17 protein-coding genes are annotated in these 20396 nt (G+C 40.4%); 16 read left to right on the plus strand and 1 reads right to left on the minus strand.

Features of this window, described 5'->3' with window-relative positions:
- Nucleotide 1: 1 nt before the first annotated feature.
- The 16 genes from hyfB to ACYUCW_RS12455 all read left to right on the plus strand — a co-directional run bounded on the left by hyfB (nucleotide 2) and on the right by ACYUCW_RS12455 (nucleotide 17297).
- On the plus strand, nucleotides 2-2017 hold the full coding sequence (gene hyfB / locus ACYUCW_RS12380) for a hydrogenase 4 subunit B (RefSeq protein ID WP_004250169.1): 2016 nt from the start codon (nucleotides 2-4) through the stop codon (nucleotides 2015-2017).
- A 12-nt stretch (nucleotides 2018-2029) separates the two neighbouring features.
- On the plus strand, nucleotides 2030-2980 hold the full coding sequence (locus ACYUCW_RS12385; protein WP_012368421.1) for a respiratory chain complex I subunit 1 family protein: 951 nt from the start codon (nucleotides 2030-2032) through the stop codon (nucleotides 2978-2980).
- A gap of 6 nt (nucleotides 2981-2986) precedes the next feature.
- Nucleotides 2987-4435, plus strand: a complete 1449-nt coding sequence (locus tag ACYUCW_RS12390) for a hydrogenase 4 subunit D (protein WP_012368420.1) — start codon at nucleotides 2987-2989, stop codon at nucleotides 4433-4435.
- Nucleotides 4436-4446: 11 nt separating this feature from the next.
- On the plus strand, nucleotides 4447-5097 hold the full coding sequence (gene hyfE / locus ACYUCW_RS12395) for a hydrogenase 4 membrane subunit (protein WP_004245691.1): 651 nt from the start codon (nucleotides 4447-4449) through the stop codon (nucleotides 5095-5097).
- A 4-nt stretch (nucleotides 5098-5101) separates the two neighbouring features.
- A complete protein-coding gene (locus ACYUCW_RS12400) occupies nucleotides 5102-6670 on the plus strand; it encodes a hydrogenase 4 subunit F (RefSeq protein WP_004249284.1) in 1569 nt (522 codons plus the stop codon).
- A gap of 1 nt (nucleotide 6671) precedes the next feature.
- Entirely contained in the window at nucleotides 6672-8405 is a 1734-nt protein-coding gene (locus ACYUCW_RS12405; RefSeq protein ID WP_460408704.1) for a hydrogenase large subunit, read from the plus strand.
- Between the two features lie 11 nt (nucleotides 8406-8416).
- Entirely contained in the window at nucleotides 8417-8971 is a 555-nt protein-coding gene (hyfH, locus tag ACYUCW_RS12410) for a hydrogenase 4 subunit H (RefSeq protein WP_004245688.1), read from the plus strand.
- Nucleotides 8968-9750 (plus strand): NADH-quinone oxidoreductase subunit B family protein, encoded by a 783-nt coding sequence (locus ACYUCW_RS12415; RefSeq protein ID WP_004245686.1) that lies wholly within the window; start codon nucleotides 8968-8970, stop codon nucleotides 9748-9750. Before hyfH ends, ACYUCW_RS12415 begins: the two co-directional genes overlap by 4 nt.
- Nucleotides 9743-10153: a formate hydrogenlyase maturation HycH family protein gene (locus ACYUCW_RS12420; protein ID WP_460408707.1), complete on the plus strand. Its 411-nt coding sequence runs from the start codon at nucleotides 9743-9745 to the stop codon at nucleotides 10151-10153. Before ACYUCW_RS12415 ends, ACYUCW_RS12420 begins: the two co-directional genes overlap by 8 nt.
- Nucleotides 10150-10650 carry a hydrogenase maturation peptidase HycI gene (hycI, locus tag ACYUCW_RS12425; RefSeq protein WP_004245684.1) on the plus strand — a complete coding sequence of 167 codons (501 nt, stop codon included), beginning with the start codon at nucleotides 10150-10152 and terminating at the stop codon, nucleotides 10648-10650. Before ACYUCW_RS12420 ends, hycI begins: the two co-directional genes overlap by 4 nt.
- Nucleotides 10651-11067: 417 nt before the next feature.
- Entirely contained in the window at nucleotides 11068-12060 is a 993-nt protein-coding gene (locus ACYUCW_RS12430; protein WP_012368418.1) for a glycosyltransferase, read from the plus strand.
- 400 nt (nucleotides 12061-12460) lie between these two features.
- A complete protein-coding gene (locus tag ACYUCW_RS12435) occupies nucleotides 12461-14044 on the plus strand; it encodes an ABC transporter substrate-binding protein (protein WP_004249286.1) in 1584 nt (527 codons plus the stop codon).
- The gene (locus ACYUCW_RS12440) at nucleotides 14029-15012 is read left to right on the plus strand and encodes an ABC transporter permease (protein ID WP_460408708.1); all 984 of its coding nucleotides are present in this window, start codon (nucleotides 14029-14031) and stop codon (nucleotides 15010-15012) included. The genes ACYUCW_RS12435 and ACYUCW_RS12440 overlap by 16 nt, the downstream gene beginning before the upstream one ends.
- Complete coding sequence (locus tag ACYUCW_RS12445; RefSeq protein WP_004245680.1) at nucleotides 15009-15821, plus strand: ABC transporter permease; 813 nt, start codon at nucleotides 15009-15011, stop codon at nucleotides 15819-15821. Before ACYUCW_RS12440 ends, ACYUCW_RS12445 begins: the two co-directional genes overlap by 4 nt.
- Entirely contained in the window at nucleotides 15815-16618 is an 804-nt protein-coding gene (locus tag ACYUCW_RS12450) for an ATP-binding cassette domain-containing protein (RefSeq protein ID WP_004245678.1), read from the plus strand. Before ACYUCW_RS12445 ends, ACYUCW_RS12450 begins: the two co-directional genes overlap by 7 nt.
- A 67-nt stretch (nucleotides 16619-16685) precedes the next feature.
- Complete coding sequence (locus ACYUCW_RS12455) at nucleotides 16686-17297, plus strand: ATP-binding cassette domain-containing protein (RefSeq protein ID WP_004250173.1); 612 nt, start codon at nucleotides 16686-16688, stop codon at nucleotides 17295-17297.
- 104 nt (nucleotides 17298-17401) lie between these two features.
- Here the strand turns inward: ACYUCW_RS12455 and ACYUCW_RS12460 are convergent, their stop codons facing one another.
- Nucleotides 17402-20266, minus strand: a complete 2865-nt coding sequence (locus tag ACYUCW_RS12460) for an autotransporter domain-containing protein (protein WP_460408710.1) — start codon at nucleotides 20264-20266, stop codon at nucleotides 17402-17404.
- Nucleotides 20267-20396 lie beyond the last annotated feature (130 nt).

Genomic DNA, 20396 nt, shown 5'->3' on the forward strand with positions numbered 1-20396 from the left:
TATGGAACCTCTTCAGTTACTGATGTGGTCAATCATCCTGTATGTTGTTGGTGGCGTTATTGCACTGTTTTTAAAGAAACAGGAAGGATTGGCAATCCTAATATCGGGGATCAGCGCAATCATCGGTGGTGTATTAGGTGTTTTAAGCGCATTACCGGTTATTTTAAATGGTGAAACAATCAGTTTTGCTATGGCTGGGCCATTTGATTTCGCCGCTTTTGTGGTGCGTATGGATATGCTTGGCGCCTTTATGGTGTTTGTCATTTCTTTACTCGTCACTGTTTGTGCGTTGTATTCACTCTCTTATGTTCAAGAATACAAAGGTCGCGGCGCATGGAGTATGGGATTTTTTATGAATCTCTTTATTGCTTCCATGGTAGGACTGATTGTTATGGATAATGCGTTTTACTTTATTATCCTATTTGAAATGATGTCGTTAGCATCTTGGTTCTTAGTCATCGCTGACCAAGATGACGAATCTATCCACGCCGGTTTACTCTACTTCTTTATCGCTCACGCAGGCTCTGTGCTAATCATGATAGCCTTCTTCTTAATGTGGCGTGAAAGCGGTAGCCTTGATTTTGATTCATTCCGTCAACTTTCTCTTTCCCCTGCAATGGCTTCTGTGGTGTTCTTACTGGGCTTCTTCGGATTTGGTGCCAAAGCCGGTATGTTGCCATTACACAGTTGGTTGCCAAAAGCGCACCCCGCAGCACCCTCTCACGCTTCAGCATTAATGTCTGGGGTGATGGTGAAAATTGGTATTTTTGGCATCATCAAAGTAGGCATTGATTTATTAGGTGCTTCACAAATGTGGTGGGGAATTGTCGTTCTCGCATTCGGTGCTGTCTCTTCTGTATTAGGGGTTATGTACGCATTAGCAGAGCACGATTTAAAACGTCTACTTGCATGGCACACCGTTGAAAATATCGGCATCATCTTGATGGGCGTGGGAGTTGGTATGGTAGGTATGGCAACCGATCATCCAGTGATTGCCGCTCTCGGTCTGCTTGGTGCGTTATACCACTTATTAAACCACGCGGTATTTAAAGGATTATTGTTCTTAGGTGCCGGAGCCATTATTAATCAAATTCACACTCGTGATATGGATAAGATGGGTGGATTAGCCAAACTAATGCCTTACACTGCAACGGCATTCTTAATTGGTTGTATGGCAATTTCAGCATTACCGCCATTAAATGGTTTTGTGAGTGAGTGGTATACTTATCAATCACTATTTACGATGAGTTACGATGGTAACTTTGTCATGCGCTTAAGTGGTCCTATTGCCATTATTATGTTGGCAATTACCGGGGCATTAGCGGCAATGTGTTTCGTCAAAGTTTATGGCGTCAGTTTTTGCGGTGGCCCACGTAGTGAGCAAGCGACTAAAGCTAAAGAAGTACCGTTGCCAATGACCATTGCTATGGGGTTATTAGCACTTTTCTGTGTTGTATTAGGTGTGGGTGCGGCTTTTGTTGCGCCAATTATTGCCAATATTGCAATGTCACTTAGCGAAACCAGTGCATTAACAGTGACTCAAGGTGCGATATTAGTCCCTGATAGTGCATCACAAGCGATGTTCTCTCCTGCCTTAACATTTATTTTATTAATCGCCTTACCACTAATTCCATTCTTAATTTATCTCGGCTTAAAAGGTGGTCAACCTGCATTTCGCCGTAAAGGTAATCCATGGGCCTGTGGTTATGTCTGGGAAAAAGACATGGCGGTGTCCGCTGGGGGCTTTACTCAAGCACTACGTAGTATGTTTGCACCACTTTATCGTATGCGTAAACAGCTTGATCCATCACCTTGGCTTTCACGTGGCTTTAATAAAACACAGCGCGGTGCTGAAAAGGTCGAACCATTCTGGGATGAAAGCATTATTTATCCATTGGTTCGTGGTATCCAACGTTTTGCTAAACGTATCCAATGCCTACAAGGCGGCGATTTCAGACTCTATTGTCTATACGTGGTGGCAGCGCTGGTCATCTTACTTTTAGTTATCGCAGCGTAAGGAGAGGGAATGATGACTTTCCAAGAAACACCTTCGTTTATGATGGGAATATTCGCGGTTATTCAAGCACTCTTTCTGCTGGCGATAACCCCATTATGTACAGGTATTTCTCGCCAAATTCGTGCCAAGATGCATTCGCGTCAAGGTCCTGGTATTTGGCAGGATTACCGAGATATTTTTAAATTACTTAAACGTCAATCCGTTGCCCCTGAGCAATCTGGCGTGATCTTCCAAGTGATGCCTTATGTGTTATTAGGCAGTATGTTATTAGTGGCAATGGCATTGCCTGTCTTTACGGCAACCTCTTTGTTTGGCGGTGCAGCTGACTTAATTGCATTAATTTATCTGTTTGCGCTATTTCGTTTCTTTTTCTCTTTATCGGGTTTGGATTCAGGTAGTCCATTTGCGGGTATTGGGGCCAGCCGTGAACTGACATTGGGTGTATTAGTTGAGCCTATTTTAGTGCTTTCGTTGATTGTGGTGGCATTGATTGTGGGTTCAACCAATGTCGGCACTATCAGTGCGACACTCGCCCAAGGTTGGGTATCACCCACAGCTACACTTTTAGCCTTATTGGCTTGTGCTTTTGCGGCATTTATTGAAATGGGCAAAATGCCTTTTGACGTCGCGGAAGCAGAGCAAGAATTACAAGAAGGACCACTAACCGAGTACTCCGGCTCTGGTTTTGCCATGGTTAAACTGGGTATTGGTTTAAAACAAGTGGTGATTGCTGAGCTGTTCCTTGCCGTATTTATTCCTTTTGGCAAAGCGACTGAATTTACTTTTGTCGCGCTTCTTGTCGCCTTAGTGTTAATGGCCGTGAAATTGCTGGTCGTGTTTGTATTAGCGTCATTAGTTGAAAACAGTTTAGCGCGTGGTCGCTTCTTACTGACTCAGCATGTGACATGGTTAGGGTTCGGTGTTGCGGCACTGGCTTTTGTTTTCTATTTAACTGGTCTATAAGGAGCGATGATTGCAATGGAAAATATAGCTCTTGCGACCTTACTCATCCCATTTGCAGGGGCGTTAATTACGTCCATACTGCCAAATCGGATGGCGAAGTGGTTATGTACACTGTTCGCTTTATTAGCCACATTAGGTACTGTTGTTTTAGGTTGGCAGTTCCTCGCTGAAGGTAAAGTCGATACCACAATTACGCTAGTACAATATGGTGATGTTGCGCTATTTGGTTTTACCATTGATCGCGTCAGTACCTTAATTGCTTTTGCCGTTGTGTTCTTAGGATTACTCGTTAGTTTTTATTCAACGGGTTATCTCACTAACGGTAACCGTGAGCATCCCCATGATGGGACTCGTCGTTATTATGCTTTCCTGTTGATCTTTATTGGTGCTATGGCAGGTTTAGTACTGTCATCTACCATTTTAGGGCAACTGCTGTTTTTCGAAATTACCGGTGGTTGTTCTTGGGCATTAATTGGTTATTACCAATCAGAGAAGTCATTGCGTTCGGCAATGAAGGCATTGTTAATTACTCATGTTGCGTCAATCGGTCTGTATCTTGCAGCAGCAACCTTGTTTGTAAGTACGGGTTCGTTTGAACTAACTGCGATAGCAACATTAGATGAGCCAACAAAACTGATTGTCTTTGGCGGTATTCTGTTTGCTGCTTGGGGTAAATCAGCACAGCTTCCTTTACAAGCTTGGTTACCTGACGCAATGGAAGCACCAACACCTGTAAGTGCTTACTTACACGCTGCGTCAATGGTTAAAGTGGGTGTGTATATCTTTGCTCGTGCCATTATTTCAGCCGGTGATGTCCCTCATATCATTGGTTGGGTGGGGATCGCCATGGCGGTTATCACTCTGATTTATGGCTTTATGATGTATCTGCCACAAAAAGATATGAAACGTCTGTTAGCATGGTCAACCATTACACAGCTTTCTTATATCTTCCTCGCGTTATCTATCTCAATCTTTGGACCTCGTGAAGCCTTTAATGGTGGTGTGGCTTATATCTTTAACCACGCTTTTGCTAAAAGTTTGTTCTTCTTAGTCGCAGGTGCTCTAAGTTATAGCTGTGGTACTCGTATGTTACCGCGCTTAAAAGGGTTAATTAATAAATATCCATTGCTGGGTGTGGGCTTTTGTGTTGCTGCGTTAGCGATTGCAGGTGTACCTCCACTCAATGGTTTCTTTAGTAAATTCCCTATCTTTGCAGCAGGCTTTGAATTATCGAGTGTGTTCTGGGTAATGACACCTATTATGGTTCTGGTGCTGATTGAATCTGTTGCAAGTTTCACTTGGTTTATCTACTGGTTTGGCCGTGTGGTGCCAGGAGAACCAAGTAAAGAAGTTGCGCAAGGACAACCGGTTCCTATGGCAATGCAAATTGTGATTGGAATACTGATTATTATGTCTTTCGCATCCAGTGTTATTGCTGTGACTTGGCTAGGATAAGGGGATAAATCATGACTGGAGCACTTATTGTTAATAATTTAGCGGGGTTAATGATGATCACCTCGCTACTGGTGATAGGCGCAAGAAAGCCTATTGCTTCCTGTTGGTTTTATGCTCTGCAATCCTTTGTTTTGGTGATGATTTTTGTCACTTTAGCAAATACGCTAGATGCACATCAACTGACACTTTGGGCGATAACCGCCTTCTTTACCAAAGTTCTACTCGTTCCACTTATCTTAGGATTTGCCTTCCGCAAATTATCCGATCCGAGCGCCAATATCAGTGTCATTAAACCAGCATTATTGATGTTATTAGCCGCCGTGATTGTGATTTTATGTTGGTTTGTGGTTGAGCCAATTCAAATACCTATGGTGGCGGAATTGAAACCTGCATTAGCGGTCTCTTTAGGCCATTTTATGCTAGGTCTACTGTGTATTGTGACTCAACGAAATATCCTAAAACAAGCATTTGGTTACTGCTTAATGGAAAACGGCTCTCACTTAACACTCGCTTTATTAGCGTGGAGGGCACCAGAGTTGGTAGAAATTGGTATAGCAACGGATGCCATTTTTGCTGTGATTGTCATGGCAGTATTGGCGCGTAAGATTTACCGCACGCTCAACACACTGAACGTGGATCAACTGACCGCGCTGAAGGGGTGAGGAGATGAATCAAACAACCATGTTAACAATCTTAATGTTTGCACCGCTGGTATTTTCGATATTGGCATTTTTAAGCCCATTATTGAAAGCAGCAGCACGTCCTATCGTTACAGGCATTCATACTATAGGTATTTTTGTCTTAGTCATTGCCGCGTTAGGCACTGTTGCTGATGTGATGTCCCATGGCGAAATATTGGCGGCAGCGAAATGGGTTCATGTTGATAGTTTAGGGGCACTATTTCTAGCCATTTTAGGCATCATTGGTTTTTTAACCGGCCTGTATTCTATTGGTTATATGAATCATGAAGTGGATGAGGGCGAAATTTCTGTTCGTACTTTATGTAACTACTATGGTTTCTTCCACCTCTTCCTTTTCACCATGTTATTAGCGATCACCAGTAATAACTTGATCTTGATGTGGGCCGCGATTGAAGCCACAACATTAAGCTCTGCTTTTTTAGTAGGGATTTATGGTCAACGCTCTTCATTAGAAGCTGCATGGAAGTACATTATTATCTGTAGTGTCGGTGTCGCATTTGGTCTTTTTGGCACAATTTTAGTTTATGCCAATGCAGCAAGCTTTATGCCTGATCCTGATCAGGCCATCTTCTGGATAGAAGTGTTGAAATATACACATCAGTTAGATCCAACACTGATGCATTTAGCTTTTGTATTTATTTTGATCGGTTTCGGTACCAAAACCGGGTTATTCCCAATGCATGCATGGTTACCAGATGCTCACAGTGAAGCGCCAAGCCCTGTTAGTGCGCTGTTATCTGCGGTGTTATTAAACTGTGCGCTGTTAATCATTATTCGTTACTACATTATTATTGATGCAGCAATAGGCACTGAATTCACTCGTAACCTATTGTTAATCTTTGGCTTCCTCTCTGTTGCTATCGCCGCGTTCTTTATTCTGATCCAGCGCGATATGAAACGCTTATTAGCGTACTCCAGTGTGGAAAACATGGGGTTAATTGCAGTGGCTCTGGGTATTGGTGGCCCGATTGGGATTTTGGCGGCTTTATTCCACACGTTAAACCACAGCTTAGCAAAAGCATTGCTGTTCTGCGGCTCTGGTAACGTGTTACTGAAATACGGTACACGGGATCTAAATGTCGTGAAAGGCATGTTTAAAGTAATGCCATTAAGTGCTGCATTATTTGCTGGCGGTGCTTTGGCATTAGGGGGTATGCCACCATTTAATGTCTTTATCAGTGAATTTATGATTGTTGTTGCAGGCTTAGCAGCTAAGCATATGGGATTAACAATTCTATTATTATTGTTATTAACCGTAGTATTAGGTGGATTAGTTCGTATGGTAGCTAAAACGGTATTTGGTCCAAAACCGGATGTGGTTGCCAAAGGTGAATTAGGTCTGTTAACCACACTACCGATGATCATTTTGATTGCGCTTATGTTGTTAATGGGAACACATATTCCTAAGCCAGTCAGTGAGTTATTGGAGAACGCAGCCAATATCGTGATGAATATCGATGAGAGTGGATCACCAAATTATACATGGCCAACAACGTTAATCAGCAATCCATCAATATCGGTTCAGGAGAAGTAACGTGAGCTATCAAAATTATGTCAGTAGAAAAGAGGGAAACGAACTCGGTGCGGGTTATGTTGCTAAAGTTCGAGAAAAATTCCCATCAGCTATTCTTGATGAAGAGCGACAAACCGCTGATCAATTGACGATAACAGTTAAAACGGGATCACTGCCTGAAGTGGTGGAGTATCTATATTACGGTTTAGGAGGCTGGTTACCTGTTTTATTTGGTAACGATGAACGTAGTTTAAATGGTGATTATGCCGTCTATTACGCCTTATCGATGGAAGAGGGTGAAAAGTGCTGGATAGTCGTTAAAGCACACGTTAGTCCTATTACACTTGAATTTCCTTCTGTTACCCCACGAGTTCCTGCAGCAGTATGGGGAGAGCGTGAAATTCGTGATATGTATGGTCTTATTCCTGTGGGATTACCGGATGAGCGTCGTTTAGTGCTTCCAGATGATTGGCCTGAAGATATGTATCCGTTACGTAAAGATGCCATGGATTATCGCCAACGTCCAACGCCAACCACAGAAACAGAAACTTATCCGTTTGTGAACGAAGGCAAACAAGATGCGCGTGTCGTTCCTATCGGCCCTATGCATATTACGTCTGATGAACCGGGACATTTCCGTTTATTTGTTGACGGTGAAAATATTGTTGATGCTGACTATCGCATGTTCTATGTACACCGTGGTATGGAAAAATTGGCAGAAACCCGTATGGGCTATAATGAAGTGACTTTCCTATCAGACCGTGTCTGTGGGATTTGTGGCTTTACACATAGCGTGGCATATACCACTTCTGTTGAAAATGCGTTAGGTATTGAAGTGCCTCGTCGCGCTCATACTATCCGTTCTATTTTATTAGAAGTTGAACGTCTACATAGTCATTTATTAAATATCGGTTTAGCAAGTCACTTTACCGGATTTGATACCGGTTTCATGCAATTCTTCCGTATTCGTGAAAAATCCATGCAGATTGCTGAAATGCTGACGGGAGCACGTAAAACCTACGGCTTAAACTTAATTGGTGGTATTCGTCGCGATATTTTAAAAGATCAACGTATTAAAACTATCCAATTAGTCAGAGAAATGCGCAAAGAAGTCACTGAATTAGTCGACATCTTACTTTCTGCGCCAAATATGGAACAGCGTACCGTTGGGGTCGGGATTTTAGATAAGAAAGTCGCGCGTGATTTCAGTCCGGTAGGCCCCATGATCAGAGCCAGTGGTTTTAAACGTGATGTACGCTTTGATCACCCATTTGCAGATTATGGCAACTTACCATTAACCCTATTTAGTTATGAAGGTGGGGATGTTTTCTCACGTGTGATGGTGCGTATTAAGGAAGTGCTTGATTCTATGGCAATGATTGAATATGCCTTAGATAATCTGCCGGAAGGACCGTTATTAACAGAAGGCTTTACCTACCAACCTTATAAATTTGCACTTGGTTTTACCGAAGCTCCACGAGGTGAAGATATTCACTGGAGTATGTTGGGTGATAATCAAAAATTATTCCGTTGGCGTTGTCGTGCGGCCACTTACGCTAACTGGCCAGTACTACGTTATATGTTACAAGGAAATACGGTTTCTGATGCACCATTAATTATCGGTAGCCTCGATCCTTGTTACTCCTGTGCTGACAGGGTAACGCTTGTCGATGTGAAAAAACGTAAATCGAAAACAGTTTCTTATAAAGAAATTGAACGTTATAGCATCGAACGTAAAAATTCGCCGCTCAAGTGAGGGACTGAACGATGTTAAAATTGTTTAAAACCATTATCAAAACAGGCGATGCAACAACAAAATATCCTTTTAAACCATTAGAACTCCCTGATGGTTTTAGAGGAAAACCTGAGTACTCACCTGAGCAATGTATTGTTTGTGGGGCTTGTACTTCTGCATGTCCTGCAAATGCACTGACCATGGAAACCAACCTCGAAACGGGTGAACGTCACTGGCAGTTATTTATTGGTCGTTGTATTTATTGCGGCCGTTGTGAAGAAGTCTGCCCAACTCGGGCAATTGTATTATCAGATATGTTTGAAACGGCAGTCACACAAAAATCAGATCTTTATATTAAAGGTACATTTAAATTATTAAGCTGCCGTGAGTGTCATCAACCCTTTACACCTAGAAAATCTGTTGATTACGCTATGGCACTGCTGGTGCAATCGGGTTGGGATGCACAAACTGTTGAGGCAATGCGTCCACAATTTGAAACTTGCCCAGAGTGTAAACGTAAACATAACCTACTCTCTGATGGTCAAGAAAATATTAGTATGGGCAATGTCGGGAGTGTGAAAAAATGAGTCTACCAGAAATTCCCATCAATCATCATGTCAGCCAACCTATCACATTAAGTGATCAGGTGAAAAAGCTGAAAAAAACGTTATTGAAAGATATTCAACGTTCCGCGTATGTTTATCGTGTTGACTGTGGTGGTTGTAATGGTTGTGAGATTGAAATTTTCTCTGCAATTACACCTGTTTTTGATGCCGAGCGATTTGGTATCAAGGTGGTTGCTTCACCTCGCCATGCTGATATTTTGTTATTTACTGGTGCCGTAACACGCCAAATGCGTGTACCGGCATTACGTGCTTATGAATCAGCACCAGATCCCAAAATTTGTATCTCTTATGGGGCTTGTGGTTGTGGTGGTGGGATATTCCACGATCTCTATTGTGTATGGGGTGGGAGTGAAACCATCGTTCCTATTGATGTGTGGATACCTGGTTGTCCTCCGACACCTGCAGCAACTATTTATGGTTTTGCTGTGGCATTAGGCTTATTAGATCAAAAACTAAAAGGCCAAAATCACACTGAAGTGGATAATGAGCAAGCGTCACTGTTACTGCCGTCGATCCCTCTTGATACTCGGGTAATGATAGAGCGTGAAGCTCGTCGTCTTGCTGGTTATTATCAAGGGCGACAAATTAGTGATCATTTCCTCACTTTACTTGATGGTGCCACAGTACAAGAAGTCAGTGGGCGTGTTGATGAATGGTTACGCCAAGCGAATGATCCTCGTTTAGCGGAAATTGTAAAACGACTGGTGCATTCATTAAACCAAGGAGGCGTTCATGTCTGATGACGCTAAAGTTTACTTTTGGTCATTAAGACAAAAGTTTGTTGATAGCGATGATGATATACCTGAGCAGGCGCAACAAGTGATGTACTACTCGTTGGCGATTGGTCATCACGTCGGCATGATTGACTGCTTAAAAACAGAGTTGGTTTGTCCTTTAGAAAAATATCAAGCATGGATTGATTTATTACCTGAGGGGGAAGCAAAACGAAAAATGCAAGGATTGCTGACTTTCGGTGAGATCAATATCAATTCTGAACATACTCACATGTTAGCTTTAGCTTTCGATCCTATTGCCAAAAGTGATGATCCACTTTTTGGTGAGTGGAGCCAAACGCTGATTAATTTATTAGGTGAAATTGTTATAGAGCCAGCGATTTATTTGATAGTAAAGAGAAAACCATGAGTGAAACAATGACAGCACCTAAGGTCGTATTAACGGTAGGAAATAGCATGATGGGGGATGATGGAGCCGGTCCTCTGTTAGCGGATTTAATGGAAGCAAACCCGATTGATGGTTGGATGGTTATCAATGGGGGAAGTGCGCCAGAGAATGTTTCTTATCAAATAAGAGCATTACAACCGCAATGTGTTGTCATTGTTGATGCGGCTGATATTGGTTTAAAACCTGGTGAAATAAGGGTAATAGATCCTGATTATATTGCAGAAATGTTTATTATGAGCACCCATAACATGCCGTTAAATTTTCTGATAGATCAATTAAAGGACGATATCCCCGATATTACTTTCTTGGGGATCCAGCCCGATCTGGTGGGATTCTATTACCCAATGACCGAAGCGGTAAGAAACGCTGTTGATAAAGTTTATCAAGGCATTAAGTCTTGGCGAGTTGATTACTTTCCTGAGCTTGAAGTCTGTGATGAAGACGATATCGAAGAATAGAAAAATTAAAGTACAAAAAACATAAAGTATAAATAAGTATCCATAAGTAAAAAACATCCGTTCTGCGGATGTTTTATATTAATGAGTGATATAAGTGTCATAACCGCTAAAAAAAGACAGTTTTGTAACTTATATCACTCATGGATAAACAGTCATCTCGAGCCTATCTTTTTTAAAAAACGCACATCCTTAACCCTTTCTTCATCAGTATCAAGACAAAATTACTTATACTTAGCCTAACTAGTGAATTTTAGAGGCCTAATTGGCTCAAAAAGCGCACTTTTTGATTAATGTTAAGTGTAACATAGCAAGATTAGCTTCATATTAAGCTAACTATCTTTGCTACCCTTAATGCCCTTAAGCAAAAATGTTCACGACAAAATATTTCTGTCTTATTAAAAAAATAAAAGGTTCGGTATGTCCTCTTCTTTTCCCCAATTAAGTATTGTGGTGGCGGTTTTTAATGGTGAAAAATTTTTACCACAGTTTTTTAATTGTTTACATGCCCAACAACTGGAAAACTGGGAACTTATTTTAGTTGATGATGGCTCTACTGATAACTCTCGTCAGATCTTAGATAAATGGGAAAAACACTTTCCCAATGTCACTATTTTAACACAAGAAAACCAAGGTGTTTCCGTTGCGCGTAATACAGGATTTGCTGTTGCAAAGGGGGAATACGTTGCTTTTCCTGATATTGATGATGTGATAGATAAACGCATGTATCCCCGATTACTTGAAATTGCCCAAGCCGATAATTTGGATGTAGCAACCTGTAATGGGAATTATGTTTATGATGATAAAAACCGACCAACACGCCCTATCTTTCCTTCAACGCGTTTAACAACCACAGAGGTATTAACCGGGCCTCAATGGCTTGAACGTGCTCTTGAATCGAAAAAGTTCTTACATGTTACATGGCTAAATATTTATCGACGTCAGTTTTTATTGGAGCATGGTTATTACTTTGAGCCGGGTTTGCATCACCAAGATATTCCTTGGACGACAGAAGTGTTATTAACGGCGAAACGGGTAAAATATATCGATGAGCGTTATTACGACTATTTTATTCATTCTGGCTCCGTGTCGCATACGACACCCGATGATCGTATTCATGTAAGAACAATTTATAACTATATGAAAATACTTGAGATGCTGGATGCTATTAATCAACGCCATGCTGAGATAGCAAAAACGATCAATGCTTGTTATTGGCAAATAGCCAAAGAAGGTTTAGGTATTATTCATTCTATTGATGCGATTAGTTCACCAGAAACCAAAAAACAGATAGTTAAGGTATTTTTTGAGCGGGGAATTTGGGCCTTAATTTGGAAAAATGCGAAAGATTTTAGATTAAAATGGCGTTTAGGCCGGCGTTATTTTCGACTGAAAAAAATATTAGCAGAATAAATATAAAGGGGTGTAATAATTTGCACCCTTTATTTTTTCATTAATATACTTATCGTAAAATTAGGTTATTTCGTAAAAATAGCAATTTATTTTGTTATATGCTCACAATTAAGAATGAGCATAACCTATATAACTGATTTATTAGAAAAAAACTGTGCTCTATTTAAAATTTTGTCATATTGAACGCTATTGCTTGATGAAAGTTTATGTAAAATCAATAAAATGTTGGATATTATTCGAGTAATTCAAGAAAAGCTTTTATGATGCCAAGCAATTAATCCTTTTGTCTGCATCAATGTGCAGAACATCATAATAACAACAGTTAACTTATTTCTTTTCTGTCTCTTTCAAACAGATTGAGACTGATGATAAGTCGTATCTAAAAAATCGGAGAATATTTATGTCTATTCGGTTTAGTTGGCGAAAATCGTTTATTGCTTTATCCTGCTTAGCCGCACTTAGTGTTCCTGTTACTACTTCAGCACAAACCTTAAAATTAGCCATTGGTGAAGAGCCGACAGAAGGTTTTGATCCCATGTTAGGGTGGAGCCATGGTAGCTACTTACTGCTACACAGCCCATTATTAAAGCAAAATGCAGATCTGACTTGGTATAGCAATATGCTCAGTGATTATCAGCCTAGTGCAGAGGGCACAACATGGAAGCTGACGTTAAAACCAGATTTGAAATTTTCTGATGGTTCCCCTTTAACCGCAAAAGATGTTGCCTTTACCTATAACAATGCTGCGGCAAGTGGCGGTAAAGTGGATATGGGAAACTTTCTTTCTGCAACGGCAGATGATGATTTACATGTCACTATTGCTTTAAAAGCGCCTCAAAGTACTTTTGTTAATGTATTAGGCTCGCTAGGCATTGTTTCAGCTGATAAATATGATGAAAAAACCTATGCACAAAAGCCGATTGGTGCCGGTCCTTATCGTATGGTCAGTTTTCAACCGGGTCAGCAACTCATCGTTGAGGCAAACCCTTATTATGCGGGTAAGAAAAATGATTTCGAAAAGCTTATCTTTGTTTTTCTTGATGAAGATGCCGCTTTTGCTGCCGCTCAAAGTGGACAACTAGGGGTTGTTCGTATTCCTCCTGCCACCGCAGCCATTGCTAAAAATTTGCCTAATGTAAAATTGTGGGAAAGAGCCAGTGTTGAAAATCGTGGTATCGTCTTTCCTATGGTGAAATCAGGTGAGAAAAATGCACAAGGGTATGATATCGGTAATGATATCACTGCAGATATCGCCATCCGTAAAGCGATTAACTATGCCCTTAACCGCCAATTACTGGCAGAGCAAGTATTAGATGGATATGCAGTTCCTGCTTATACCGGCGTAAAAGGATTACCTTGGGATCAAACCGAGGCCGCATTTAAAGATGGTGATATTGAAAAAGCCAAACAAATTCTTGATGATGCGGGTTGGAAACTCAATAAAAATGGCATTCGAGAAAAAGACGGTCTAGAAGCGAAATTAACACTCTGGTACACCAGTGGTGATGCAACTCGTCGCGATTTAGCTGAATCAATTCGTGCGTTAGTGCAACCTCTTGGCATTCAAATGGATCTTAAGTCAGGAAGCTGGGATACCGTAGAGCGTTATATGCACTCAAACCCGACTTTGTTTGGTTGGGGAAGTCTTGATCCGATGGAGCTCTATCATCACTATAGTATGAATGCCGCAGGTGTGGGTTACTATAATCCTGGGTATTATAAAAATCCTGCCGTTGAAAAACATTTACAAGCAGCATTAGATGCACCGACATGGCAACAAGCGGTCCCACATTGGCAAGCGGTAGAGTGGGATGGTAAAAATGGCGTCGGTATCAAAGGTGATGCTGCTTGGGCTTGGTTAATGAATATTCAGCATACTTACTTAACCGATCCTTGTGTTGATTTAGGCACTGGCGCTCCGGAAATTCACGGTTCATGGTCATTATTAAATAGCGTAGATACTTGGAAGTGGACTTGTCAGTAATACGTCAAACAGTAGGATTTTTCCTGCGATTATTATGCCTGCTGCTGGTAACAACAGCAGGTGTTTTTATTTTATTAAGTTTTTCGCCGATTGATCCGATCAAGGCCTATATCGGTAGTGATTTGCTAAACGTTCCGCCTGAGCAGTATCCGCTGATAGCGGCTCGCTGGGGGATGGATCAGCCACTATGGATGCGTTTTTGGCTCTGGTTTAGCCAGATAATCCAAGGTGATTTTGGTTATTCCATGCTCTATAACATGCCGGTTATTGATGTTATTCGCCAACGGGCAGGGCCTTCGTTTATCCTGCTTTTTTCTGCGTGGCTATTTTCAGGTGTAATAGGGGTGTTAATGGGGTTAGTGGCAGGACGATATCTTAATCGTTGGCCTGATAGGATCATCTCAACCCTCTCTTATTTGCTGGCCTCATTACCGACTTTTTGGGTTGGATTGCTGTTGTTATCGCTGTTTTCGGTAACGTTACGCTGGGCACCCATTTGCTGTGCATGGCCGATGGGCAGTAGTGCTGAAGCAGCCACATTGGGCCAACGTTTTTCGCATCTTATTTTACCTATGATAGCGTTAGGATTATTAGGTACAGGTAATATCGCACTGCATACTCGCGCAAAAGTTGCTGAAGTGATGGGCAGTGAATTTATTCATTTTGCTAAAGCCCAAGGTGATAAAGGTTGGGCTATGATGCTTTTTCATGTTCTACGTCATGCCATTACTCCCGCACTTTGCTTACAGTTTGCATCAATTGGTGAATTGTTAGGTGGTTCATTATTGGCGGAGAAGGTTTTTGCTTATCCGGGATTAGGGCAAGCGACAGTAGATGCCGGATTGCGTGGGGATATCCCCCTATTAATGGGGATTGTTGTATTTAGCACAATTCTCATTTTCTTTGGAAACAGTATCTCTAACCACTTGTTACGACGAATTAATAAAGGAATTTTGCGCGACTTATGATTTACGATCCCAATAAGCCTTTATTTAGACTGCTATTTGTCTCAATCGTATTAGTGGGGCTGGTTATTTATGGCTTATCTGTTTCTCATACTGATATTGTGATGGATTTTTTAGCTAGAAACCAAGCGCCATCTACTCAGTACTGGTTTGGCACGGATAATTTAGGCCGTTCACTGTGGTTACGCTGTTTTCAAGGTATGTTAAGTAGCTTAAATATCGGTGTAACTAGTGCTGTTGTCAGTGGTGCGATTGCTTTGATATTTGCTGGGATCTCCTCCATTAATCGCCATTGTGATTTATTGGTCAGAGGGGTGGTTGATGCCTTGTTAGCATTACCTCATTTACTGTTGTTGATCTTGATCTGTTTTACTTTAGGTGGGGGACAGCAAGGTGTTATCTGGGCTGTTGCATTAACCCATTGGCCCAAATTAGCCCTAATTTTACGTGGTGAAATTCAACGTATTCGTGAAGCAGATTATGTGATGCTATCTCGCCGTATTGGCAATACACCTTTTGAGTGTGTGAAAAAACACTATATCCCAATGTTATTACCGCAATGGATTGTAGGAACGTTGCTTATGTTTCCACATGCGGTATTGCATAGTGCTGCGTTGAGCTTTTTAGGTTTTGGGCAAGCAGCGCATGAGCCTTCTCTTGGATTGCTATTAGCGGATGCCTTACGTTATTTAAGTACCGGTGCTTGGTGGATGGTGTTTTTTCCCGGATTAATTTTAATGTGCTTGGTATTGATATTTGATCAATTTGCTAAAGCCATGCAGCAACTATGGTTAAGAGGGGCAGGATGTTAAGTTTTGAACAGCTTTCCATTGATATTGCGCAGTTTCGTTGGTTAGGAAAGCGCACTTGGCAGCCTTTATTAAAATCTATTTCTCTTGATATTAAACCTGGCAAAATGCTGGCTTTAGTGGGGGGCAGCGGTGAAGGTAAAAGTTTACTCCTGCAAAGTGCATTGGGACTACTACCTGCTAATATGCGAACCCGAGGCACAATTAAACTTAATGGGCATCCGTTAACCGAGCGAGAGCTTATTGCTTATCGTGGTAATACTTTTTGCTATATTCCTCAAGGTGTAACAGCGCTTAATCCGTTAATTAGCATTGGTGAACAACTGGGTCGTTCAGCGCGGTTAAGTGGTGCTGATATCACCTATGAAGATATTAAACACCAATTTGGTTTATATCACCTCTCTAGCTCGTTAGTGAAAACTTACCCCGCAAAATTATCGGGGGGAATGGCTAAGCGAGTACTCGCCTGCAATGCAACATTATCTAATGCACAATATATACTGGCTGATGAGATAACATCATGGCTTGATGATGAACACGCTTGTTTATTGCTAGAGCATTTAAAAGAGTTATGTCACCAAGGTAAATCAGTCCTATGGGTCACCCATGATTTAGCTTTGGCTGCTCGTTATGCCGATACCATTGCTGTGTTGAGGCAAGGGGAGCTAAATGAGATAGTCGCTGCTAAAGCGCTTTATCATCATGGTGGGAGTGAGTGGCTAAAAACATTGTGGAATGCACTGCCTGAACAGCAGTTTTTAGATCTACAAGAGGGGGCTTGCAACCCATACCCATATTGAGTAGTGATAGATTATCTTCTTTATATACCTTTTTCTCTTAGAGAACCCTATTTTTGAGGTTATTTTTATGCCACTTTTAGCGCTACAGCAACTCTCTGTGCAACAAGCCGGTAAGATGTTATGGCATGATCTCTCTTTTTCATTAGAGGCGGGAGAGCGCTTAGGCATTTCTGCGCCAAGTGGTAGAGGAAAAACAACGTTAGGTCGTGTATTAGCACAATGGCAAATGCCGACTAGTGGGCAAATTCTTTTTAATCAGCAACCTCTGCCTAAGAAAGGTTATTGTCCCATTCAATTGGTTCCGCAACATCCTGATAAATGTTTTAATCCATTTAGAACAACCGGAGAGAGTGTACGTGATGCATGGGTGCCTGATAGCCTGTGGCTTGAAAAATTGATGATAGAGCCAGAGTGGTTAACCCGTAGGCCTAATGAGTTATCAGGAGGAGAATTGGCACGTATTGCATTACTACGAGCACTTGATCCTCGAACACAATTATTAATTGCAGATGAAGTGACTGCACAATTAGATGCACAGATCCAAGCCAAAATTTGGCAAGTATTAATCGATGAAAGTCAAAAACGTCCTTTAAGTTTAATTATCTTTAGTCACAATAAAGCCTTACTAGAAAAAGTATCTACCAGAATATGGTGGGTAGATAAGGAAAAAACATGTTGATAGTAAAAAGGATACTGGAGCGATTTTAATAAAAAAAAGCTTCCTGTATTTTGAAATATAGGAAGCAAACTATTACTACTAATTATAATAATAATAATAAGGAATTAAAAACGATATGTATAACCAATACCCATATGAATATCTTGATTACGATAAGGGGTCATTTGCCAATTTGTTGTCGTATTAACAGATGACTGTTTATCTAGTTGGTAAGTTAGCCCTACACTAGCAAATGGACGCTGTGCTAACTGTTTTTTGTTGTCGTTATAGTTAATTTTTTGCTGACCTAGATAATCAATATGACTTTGGAAGTCACCTTGGTGATGTGATAAATGCCATAATAAACCCGCTTTGCTGTCCAGTTTGAGTTTGGCATTGACTGTATACTCTATTCCTAATCCTATTTTTGCAAGCAATGAATGTGCATTAAGTTCTTGATAATGGACTGCAAGTTTAGTCCCTTGTGTTTCGCTATAAGCAGAGCGTGATGTTTGATTAAAAGTAAGTCCTGCAAAAGGCGTTACAGTGATAAGGTTATTGAGTGTGTAAGGATAATATCCTTGTAAATCAATATAATAACCGGAGATCTTTGCGTGGCCTTTACCCGCTTCGGTATTATCTAATATTGGTCTTTTAATCGTGACTTTGCGGTTTACATATGCCCCTTTTAATGAAAGATGTAATGCATTGCCATTCGAGGTTGGGTTTAGTGACGGGATTAAATCAACGCTAAAACCAATTAACGGTAAAGGGTATCCTTGATATTCATAGCCTGTCGGTAAAGAAGAGTAGCTATCGCTATCAATAGCAAGACCAACCACTAATGGTGTTTGATTGATATCAAAACGATAAGCTCCACTAATGCCCGTTTGTATAGCGTTGGCTTTATCAATATTTTGATAGTGTGAGAAGCCACTAAGACATGCTTTTTCAGTACCGACAGAACAGGTGGCAGAAGCGAGATAGCGCAATTGCCCTTGTTGCATATCGATAAGTTTATAGCCGTTTTCAGCCATTAATTGCATTGATTTATAGCTGTTTTCTACATCGATTGGTTTACTGATAGCTGTCGATGATTTTGCTGTTTCTTTCTCTTTTACCTTTTCTTTAGCCTGTTGTACTTGTTCATCTTCTACAGGGGGAAGTTCTTTATCAGCTTGTAGTCTGGCTAGGCGCTCTTGCTCCGCCTTTTCTTGCTCCGCCTTTTCTTGCTCCGCCTTTTCTTGCTCAGCTTGCAGTTTGGCTAGGCGCTCTTGCTCCGCCTTTTCCTGCTCAGCTTGCAGTCTGGCTAGGCGCTCTTGCTCCGCCTTTTCCTGCTCAGCTTGCAGTCTGGCTAGGCGCTCTTGCTTCGCCTTTTCTTGCTCAGCTTGCAGTTTGGCTAGGCGCTCTTGCTCCGCCTTTTTTTGCTCAGCTTGCAGTTTGGCTAGGCGCTCTTGCTCCGTTTTTTCCTGCTCAGCTTGCTTATCTTTTTCATCTGCAATTTCTTGTTGTTCAGTATTGAAATATTTATTATCGATTTCATCATTTCTCCAAATAACTTGACGCCAGTTATTACGTTCATTAGTGGCTACACCATAAATGATTCTTCCATCATCTGAGATGGCATGTGCTTCTGAATCTTTTCCCCCGTCAAGTGTTCCTAAGTCATACATATGATTATTGAAATAAATAAAACCATGACGATGAAACATGATAAAGGCATGAGGACCAGTGCCTGTTAGATCTTTTGGAATGGTATTTAAGTTATACTCATCAGTTTCAGACCACCCTACAACATATTTACCATCAGCAGTAATATCAAGTGCTCTGGCATTTCTAAATCTTGCTTCTTCTTCTTTTTTAGAAAGATTACCAATATTGATGAGTTTATCATTAGAGAAGTCATAGAGTAGTGCTTGACTAAAAATTGCTGAAGAAGTTTTTGTTCTAGTAGGTAACTTAATTGCATAATTATAATGCCAAACATCTCCCCAGCCAACACTATAGTTCCCATCTGCTGAGGTATCTGCAAGTTTTGTCGATCCAAATTCAGAGAGACTAAGTTCTCGTATAGGGCCTGATGCTGTTGTGATAAAGGCAACTTTAGGATATTCTCTATCCAGTAATTTCTTTTTAGGCAAATCTCGGTTTAGCTGGCCAATAAAGACTTGACCATTATCACTGATTTTTTGAATATCAACACCTCTTCTTTTTATTCCCTTTAAGAAAGGATATTCAGTAATTGGTGAAAGTAAAATTGCTTTTTCTGGATGATTAGCTAAATACTTATTAACGTTATCGAATGTTAATTCGAAGTCTTCTTTTTTATAGATATCATAAATATATAGCTTCTTTCTCTCATCACCTTTGTATTCATATAAAATAAAATTACCATCTTTCGTTAAATATCTAATCTCCATGTTTCTATCTAAAATAGAAAATGTATTGTTATATACGTTATAGGCAAATACATAACATCCATTGTATGTACCACAACCGATAGTATCTTCAAAAATACTATTATTTTTAACCATCTGCTCTAATCTGGCTCTAGCACCTGCAAAGGCATACCCTACAACAGTTTTACTATTTTTTGAAATATGGGAAAGGTAAAGAAGATCTAATTGCGGATTATTTTCTTTATTTATTTTTTTTATGGTTTTTCCGCCATCTATACTAATAAATAATTCATTTGGTAAGAGTTCTTCTGAGAAATAAACGGTTTCTCTAATATTATAATTAGGTATCTTTTTTTGAATATTACGTTCACCTTCATCAGCTATACGATTATATAATGAAAGTGTATCATCACTTATTGTTGCATATATGTAAGTGCTTCCAAACGGCGTCATTAACTGTTGGTTGTAACTATGCTTATCTAAGATACGGCCGTGGAGATGTTTAATGTATTCATATCTATTATGAGTAAATTCATAATATTGACTTGCATTATTTGCAATACTAAAAGGGTTATAAATTGAGTCTCCCATATCATTTATATTATAATTGCTGTAGCAATTAATAGGCCATATATAGAGAGGATACAATATATATAATATTGATTTATTTTTCATTTTCATTTTATATACCAAAAATAAGATTTTAACTGGAGGTTAACCT

The sequence above is a fragment of the Proteus sp. MB838 genome (assembly GCF_054767435.1).